The organism is Terrisporobacter muris (assembly GCF_024621905.1).
In the GTDB taxonomy this organism is placed as follows: domain Bacteria; phylum Bacillota; class Clostridia; order Peptostreptococcales; family Peptostreptococcaceae; genus Terrisporobacter; species Terrisporobacter muris.
Genome location: NZ_JANKBY010000163.1, coordinates 1 through 7,782 on the forward strand (window position 1 = coordinate 1; position 7,782 = coordinate 7,782).

Sequence of the window (7,782 nt, forward strand, 5' to 3'; positions counted from 1 at the left end):
AATATAGAGATAGAAATATACCTATAAAAAATATAAGTATTAAAAGTTTAAGAAGTGATTATGAAGTTATAAAAAAAGAACTAAGTATAGATGATTTAGCTAGTGTAGAATCCCTTGATTTAGAATACAATAAAAATAATAAAATAAGGAGATTATCTTATACTATAAAAGATCAAAATAATAAAACTTATTTTATATCAACAAACGGCAAAAGCTACAGTATAAATACAAGCAAAACATATGAAAGTGAAGATGAGACTTTTATGTTTAGTTCAATGGGATATTATAATATGGATATTGAAACACTTTTAGATGTAATGAGTAATACAAAGTTTAAAAAATATGAAAATACATCTTATTACACCGCTATTTATAAAAATGAAGAAAATTATTATGAAAATGATAAAAATTTATATATTGTAGACTTGGCTAATTATTCAACAAAAAAACTAAATTCAAAATATCCCATATATGATGCAGTTGATATAAGTCATATGCCTATGGAGCAAGTAAGTGAGGGCTCATGGACAAGTACGAAAACAGATACTTATTTAATGAGATACAATATAGATGAAGAGTTAGATGAGTAGGATTGATAATTAAATTACTAAAAAAGACTGTATACAAATTATATACAGTCTTTTTATATGAAAAGGATTTATAATTTATGGATAAATCGTAAATTTCAACCTATTAAGATGGTTGATTGAGAGAAAATGATGTTTTTACTGTGGAAAAAGTGGTAAATCTACTGTAAAAGTAGCATCTTTATTTAAATTACTAGAAGCATAAATTTTTCCTTTATGCTGGGTAACAATAGATTTTGCAATAGATAGACCAAGTCCATATCCACCAGTTTCTCTATCTCTAGAATCATCAGCCCTATAAAACCTTTCAAAGATTTTATTTAATTTATCTTTGGGAATCCCTTCTCCAGTATTTTTAATAATTAACCTAGATTTAGACTTATCTGTAACTAAGTTGACAGATATACAACCTTCTTTATTTGTATATTTTACGGCATTATCCATAAGAATATTAAACAATTTTTTTATACTTTCTTCATTAGCATTTATCATTATATTTTTATTAATATTAGTATTCAATGTAATTTTATTTTCAAATATAACAGCATCAAAGGTTAAGAGCATACTTTCTATCATATTACTAAGATTTATTGGAGAAAATATCAATTTATTTTTTTCCACATCTAACTTTGCAAGAGATAACATTTCATTTACTAGTTCAGACATTCTATCTGATTGAGAATCAATATATTTAATCCATTTAGACTGATTTCTTATAGTATCTTCAGGATTACTAAGCAATAATGAAGTATTTGTTTTAATTATGGTCAAAGGTGTTTTTAATTCATGAGAAGCATCTGCAATAAATTGTTTTTGTCTATTAAATGTCTCTTTAATAGGCTCAATACTTTTATTAGTAAGATAAATACTTATTATTAAAAGAAAAATAAGACTTATTGATCCGGCCAAAACAAAAATCTGAATTAATCTTATTTTTAAGCTCTCTTCTGAAGTAATATTCAAAAGTACAATCTTTGAAAAAAACCTGAAACTCCTTTTTTCATACTTATAGATATAATCATCTATTTTAATTTTACCATTATTCTTATTACTTTCATAAATAGTATTTATAGCGTTTTGCAATTTCACAGTAGTCATATCATAATTTAGGTGGACAAAATAATTTGTAATATTTCCACTATTATCAAGCTCAACTACAATATTGCCACTATTAGGCTTTTGTTTTGGACTATTATTCATAAGAGAATCAATAGTCATATTTGTTTCTCTATTAATGCTGTGGTTAGTCATAAAATAAAGAAAACTAAAAATACTTATAAAAACTATAGTGAGCAAAGTCATATTGATTAAAATAAATCTGGTTTTTAGCTTTTTAAACATTATTATTTCTCCAGTTTATATCCGGCTCTTCTTATAGTAGTGATTTTTACAGAAGAGTTAATAAAAGTAAGCTTTTTTCTCAGAAAAGAGATATAAACTTCTATATTGTTATATTCAACATCAGAATCAAATCCCCAAAGTTTAGTTATTAAATCGTCTTTGCTTACAATATTTTTAGGTCTTTGCATAAAATAGTTTAATATTTCAAACTCTTTTTGAGTAAGAGTTACTGCAGAATCTCTACAGCTTAAATCATAATTAGATAGATTTAAATTGATATCGCCATAAGTTAACAAGCTATCATTTATAACTTCACCTTTTCTTCGCGATATTGCCCTAAGTCTTGCTAGTAATTCTTTTGGCTCAAAGGGTTTTGGTAAGTAATCATCAGCACCTAAATCAAGACCCGTTACTTTATCATCAACAGAATCTTTCGCGGTTAATAAGAGTATAGGGGTAGATATACTTTCTTTTCGCAGTTTTTGTAAAATTTCTAGACCGTTTAATTTAGGAAGCATTATATCTAAAATAATGACATCATAAATATCTGTTAGAGCATATTCTAGTCCATTATCTCCATCATAAACTGCATCTACGCTATATTTATTATTAATTAATATTTGGCTTAAAGCTTCAGAAAGTTGCTTTTCATCTTCTACTAATAAAAGTTTCAATATGTTATCCTCCAAACTGCTTCAACTTCATGAAGTAAATTTGAGCAATGGAATTATCCTAAGTAGTAATGAGGATATATCATTGACAATATGCTTCTCAATTTTGGCGACATGAGCTAAGCGAATTTTTTTATTATTTTATTATACAATAAAGCCCCTTAAAAAGACTTAAGGGGAAGTAAATTAATTATCACCATAGTTAGTATTAGCAAGAGTAAGAGTAATGTTTAAGTTACCATTTCTACATCTTAACTCGTCCATAAAAGATTTTTGATTTGAATTGGCTTTTAAACTTATTGTATAAGTCAGCTCAAATAAAGAACCAAAGTCCCTAGTTCTAACTCTTTGTATACTATAAGAATTAGTGTAGTTATCTAATACTTCTTCGAATACACCTTCATAATTTAGGTTTTCTGGAATAGTAATTTTAAGTTGCATTGTTTTATTTTTAGGCTCTGCAAATTTGGTCATATGTAATCCAATCATTACAGCAGATAAAATTAAAGTAAATAAAACAGCATAAGTAATATATCCCATACCACAAGTAAGCCCAATTGCTAAAGTAAAGAATATATATGCAATATCCTTTGGATCTCCTGGGGCACTCCTAAAACGAATTATGGAAAATGCTCCAGCTAAAGAGAAGGCTCTAGCTACATTGTTGCCAACTAATAGGATAATTATAGATATTATTACAGGCAACATAATTAAGGTTGTACTAAATCCAGAATTAAAATTATCTTTTTCATGTGTTTTCATATAAACTACACTTATTAAAATTCCTAGTATAATAGATGTACCTATTACTAGTAGAGAATTAATAAGAGTAAATGATTCTCCTGTTGTTGAGGATATTATTGTTTCTAACATATTTCAGCTCCTATTTTTATTTCATTATTTTCTTTATTATTTAAACAATATTTCATAAATTCATTTCCATACTTTGAAAAATGAGTTGGATAAATTTCAAGTTCAGATAAAACTTTTGTAAACCATAAAGGTATGGCACCTAATATCTTTACTTCCATAAGATATTTTCCATCTCCAACGACATCTTCACCAAAACTTCCTTCTTCTAAAAGTAGATGATTTCTTCTAGTCAAAACTCTTGAATCAAATGTTACTCTAAAATCAGGATTATCCTTACAGAAAAAAGCATTTCTTTCATAAGATATAAATACAGTAGGATATACTTTTGTTTTACTAATATAGTATTCTATTTCATGAAGTACTTGTTTATCCATATAATCTTTAACCACAGGTTTTTTATTGTTATAAAGAAATTCATAAGCTTCACCTAAGGACAGAGAAAGTCTTCGCTTGCTAACAATACCCTTGATTTTTTTCTTTAATTCTAAGAATACTCTATCATTAGCATTAGTTGGTATCGTATAGCTTCTTAGTCTGAGTTTTTCTTTATAATATGGTTTTGATATGGAATGTCTTATTACATCGCTATTTTCAGTATCATAATAGATATTATAGATACTGTAAGTTCTATTGTTTTGACAAAATTTATCAGGATTCATATAATCCAGAAGTTTTGGAATTAATTCATTATATTGATTTTCTGTTATTAAAAACTTTTTCTCATAACGTTTAAAGGACTTTATTGCCATATTTTTCACCTCTTTTATCAATTGTTTTACACCATGAGTATAATAATTTAACCTTAAAATAATCTTAAAGAAAATCTGTTAATACATTTTTATAAAAATCAAACTTTTTATAGAATATTTACAAAAATTGGTATAGAATTAAAGTGAAAGAATAATAAAAAATATTTTAGGTTCTTTAAAGATTAATAGGGAAAGAGGTGAGAACCCTCTACAGCCCCCGTTACTGTAATGTGGACGAAACTCAACAAACCACTGTAAAAAAGTTACGAATGGAATTTGAGCAACGGATTTGACTAAAATTGCATGGCGCCGACGTAGTCGTTTAAAGCATTAGCAAAGTCATATCGTTGGTAATATGAACGTAGTGAATTTTTTATGGGAAGGTGAGGAGTAGGATGAAGCTAAGTCAGGAGACCTGCCTAGAGTATAAAAAGAAATTTCTTCGGGGTGAAGGAAGTATCTTATTAGAAAACATTTTATGTTGGAAATTAAGAGATACGAGCCTAGCCTTTCGGTTAGGCTTTTTTTAATTATCAACTAATTAAGTAAGCAAAATATTTAGTTACAACAAGAAATCTTAGTTAAATGAATTAAAATAATAAGATATACACCCTAAAAATAATTAAAAGGGAGATGTATGTAGTATGAAAAAAAGTAATGTAAAATGGTCATTAATAGCAGCATTTATGTTAATGACTACACCAGTAATCTCAAATGCAATGCACATTATGGAAGGCTTTTTACCAGTAAACTGGGCAATAATTTGGTGGGTAATATTTATACCTTTCTTTATAGTAGGACTTAAAAATATTACTAAAATAGTAAAAGAGCAACCTAAAAAGAAATTATTATTAGCTCTTTGTGGAGCTTTCGTTTTTGTATTATCAGCATTAAAAATTCCATCAGTTACAGGTAGTTGTTCGCATCCAACGGGTGTAGGCCTTGCAGCAATATTATTCGGACCTAGTGCAACTGTAGTTTTAGGGACAATAGTATTATTATTCCAAGCCTTATTATTGGCGCATGGTGGAATTACAACTTTAGGAGCAAATGCTTTTTCCATGGCAATTGTAGGACCATTAGTTTCTTTTGGAATATGGAAATTATGTAAAGATAAAATAGATAAAAAAATGGCAGTATTTTTAGCAGCAGCTTTAGGAGATTTGTTAACATATACTGTAACATCTTTCCAACTAGGTTTTGCTTTCCCAGATCCAGCAGGTGGATTTATGGTATCAGCAGTAAAATTCTTAGGAGTGTTCTTTATTACTCAAGTACCTATAGCAATAGCAGAAGGATTACTTACAGTTATAGTTTATAACTTTATAACTGAAAATGAAGAAAGAGAGGTGTTAGCATAATGCAAAGTTCAACAAGAAAAAAATCAAGTAGTATTAAATTAACAATCACTTTACTTCTTTTAGTTTTAGCTATAATTATTGTCCCATTAATAACTCAAAAAGGAGCAGAGTTTGGTGGAGCAGATGGAGAGGCTGAAGGTGTAATAACTGAAATAAATCCAGAGTATGAACCATGGTTTAGCAGTATAATAGAGCCTGCAAGTGGAGAGATTGAAAGTTTATTATTTGCATCTCAAGCTGCATTTGGAGCAGGAATAATAGGATATTATATTGGAACTACTAGAACTAAGAAAAAGATGAGAGATGAATTATTAAATGATAATAGATGATTATGCTTATAAAAATAAGTTATCTAAAGTAAATCCAAATATGAAATTTGCCATAGGTATGTTGTTACTAATTTTATCTTTAATTAATCCTTATAATTATATATCCTTAATTATTATAGCAATAATGAGTTTGGTTATAGTTGGGATTGCAAAGATTGAATTAAAAGATTATATTCATTTTATTAAAATTCCCCTAGTATTTTTAATTATCAGTATAATTATGATACTTCTGACTTTTTCTAAAGATAAAGAAGTCTTATTATACAGTATAAAAATAGGAAGTTTATATATAGGTGTTTCAAATGAATCTATAATATCATCAACACATTTATTCTTTAGAGCATTATCATGTTTGACTTGCATTTATTTTATAATGCTTACAACACCTTTTAATCAATTAATATTTGTATTCAAAAAACTACATTTACCAGACATAGTTTTAGAAATTTCCATGCTAATGTATAGGTTTATATTTATATTTATGGAGGAAGTTGCAGATATAAGAAAATCTCAAGAACTTAGGTTTGGATATATAAATTTAAAGAATGGATACAATTCTTTTGGATTATTAGTAAATATGTTATTTAAAAGAATGATGATAAGATATGATGAAATGAGTATAGCTCTAGACATGAAATTATACGATGGAACATTTTACATAGTAGAACAATAAAATAGTAAAATAATAAAAAAATTTGAGCAACGGGATAAGTCTGAAGCGGTAGCGAAGACTTAGATGTTGGTGACATGAAGTGGAGCGCCTACGCAGTGGCTTAAGCGAATCGAATTCTTTATATTGTAGAGGAAGATTAATAATGTTTAAAATAAATAATTTAACATATAAATATGACAAAAATAGAAAAGCCTTAGATAATATAACTATGGATTTTGATAGAGGAGATATTATTGGAATCATTGGATCGAATGGTTCAGGAAAGTCTACATTATTTAATAACTTAATGGGGATTTTAAAAGCTACACAAGGAGAAATACTTTATAAAAATAACCAGCTGAAATATGACAAAAAAAGTTTATATAATTTAAGAAAAGAGGTTGGTATAGTATTTCAAGACCCAGAAAAACAGATATTTTATTCAATGGTGTACGATGATTTAGCATTTGCCCTTAGGAATATTGGTATGGATGAAAAAACTATAAGAATAAGAATAAATAAAGCATTAGAATCAGTTAATGGAAAAGATTTTATTGACAGGCCAGTACATAGCTTAAGCTTTGGTCAGAAAAAAAGAGTAGCAATCGCATCAGTAATAGCTATGGAAAATAACCTTGTTTTACTAGATGAACCAACAGCAGGATTAGACCCTGAAAGTACAAAGGCTATTATAGACATAATTAAATCGATGCATAAAAAAGGAAAGAAAATAGTAATTACTAGTCATGATATGAATTTGATTTATGATATATGCGATTATGTATATATATTAAATCAAGGCAAAATAATTAGTGAAGGTAATGTTGAAGAAGTATTTGTAGATGAAGAAAAAATCGAAGAAGCAGGGCTGGAACTTCCATGGCTTGTAAAACTTAATAAGAATATGAACTTACCTTTATTCAGAAAAGAGGAAGATTTATATAATTATTGGAGTGAAAATTTTGGGGATAATCTAAATAAAATAGCAAAATAAAAAGACAATATATAAAATAGATAAAATCCATATTTTCTTGAAAATATGGATTTTTTTCTTTGTTCATGTTAGAATTTAACTCTCCAATTAATGATTGAATAAATATGGAGGTAAGAAATAAATATATTGTTTATATTTGTTACTGGGGAACGCTGATGTTAGGTCATAGTAATGAAAACATTGAATATACAATAAGGTGTAATTATGAAATTTTAAAAGTAAGTC

General features: G+C 27.4%; 9 protein-coding genes and 1 riboswitch. Of the genes, 5 read left to right on the forward strand and 4 right to left on the reverse strand.

Annotation, left to right across the window (positions count from 1 at the left end; translation table 11 throughout):
• The coding region (locus NSA58_RS12365) for a hypothetical protein (protein ID WP_257560512.1) at positions 1 to 590 on the forward strand (590 nt) is incomplete at its 5' end.
• Between the two features lie 135 nt (positions 591 to 725).
• Here the strand turns inward: NSA58_RS12365 and NSA58_RS12370 are convergent.
• From NSA58_RS12370 to NSA58_RS12385, 4 genes are all read right to left on the reverse strand, one after another.
• Positions 726 to 1,928, reverse strand: coding sequence for a sensor histidine kinase (locus NSA58_RS12370; protein WP_074429801.1), 1,203 nt, complete (start codon positions 1,926 to 1,928; stop codon positions 726 to 728).
• Between the two features lie 2 nt (positions 1,929 to 1,930).
• The gene (locus NSA58_RS12375) at positions 1,931 to 2,602 is read right to left on the reverse strand and encodes a response regulator transcription factor (RefSeq protein WP_039677891.1); all 672 of its coding nucleotides are present in this window, start codon (positions 2,600 to 2,602) and stop codon (positions 1,931 to 1,933) included.
• 183 nt (positions 2,603 to 2,785) lie between these two features.
• Complete coding sequence (locus NSA58_RS12380; protein WP_039677892.1) at positions 2,786 to 3,472, reverse strand: DUF4956 domain-containing protein; 687 nt, start codon at positions 3,470 to 3,472, stop codon at positions 2,786 to 2,788.
• Positions 3,466 to 4,221 (reverse strand): polyphosphate polymerase domain-containing protein, encoded by a 756-nt coding sequence (locus NSA58_RS12385; protein WP_074429802.1) that lies wholly within the window; start codon positions 4,219 to 4,221, stop codon positions 3,466 to 3,468. The genes NSA58_RS12380 and NSA58_RS12385 overlap by 7 nt, the downstream gene beginning before the upstream one ends.
• A gap of 151 nt (positions 4,222 to 4,372) precedes the next feature.
• Positions 4,373 to 4,658: riboswitch (cobalamin riboswitch) on the forward strand.
• Between the two features lie 207 nt (positions 4,659 to 4,865).
• Between NSA58_RS12385 and NSA58_RS12390 the strand changes: the two genes are divergently transcribed.
• From NSA58_RS12390 to NSA58_RS12405, 4 genes are all read left to right on the forward strand, one after another.
• Entirely contained in the window at positions 4,866 to 5,582 is a 717-nt protein-coding gene (locus NSA58_RS12390) for an energy-coupling factor ABC transporter permease (RefSeq protein WP_039677894.1), read from the forward strand.
• Entirely contained in the window at positions 5,582 to 5,911 is a 330-nt protein-coding gene (locus NSA58_RS12395; protein ID WP_074078802.1) for an energy-coupling factor ABC transporter substrate-binding protein, read from the forward strand. Before NSA58_RS12390 ends, NSA58_RS12395 begins: the two co-directional genes overlap by 1 nt.
• The gene (gene cbiQ / locus NSA58_RS12400) at positions 5,898 to 6,584 is read left to right on the forward strand and encodes a cobalt ECF transporter T component CbiQ (RefSeq protein WP_039677895.1); all 687 of its coding nucleotides are present in this window, start codon (positions 5,898 to 5,900) and stop codon (positions 6,582 to 6,584) included. The genes NSA58_RS12395 and cbiQ overlap by 14 nt, the downstream gene beginning before the upstream one ends.
• Positions 6,585 to 6,726: 142 nt before the next feature.
• On the forward strand, positions 6,727 to 7,557 hold the full coding sequence (locus NSA58_RS12405; protein WP_039677896.1) for an energy-coupling factor ABC transporter ATP-binding protein: 831 nt from the start codon (positions 6,727 to 6,729) through the stop codon (positions 7,555 to 7,557).
• Positions 7,558 to 7,782 lie beyond the last annotated feature (225 nt).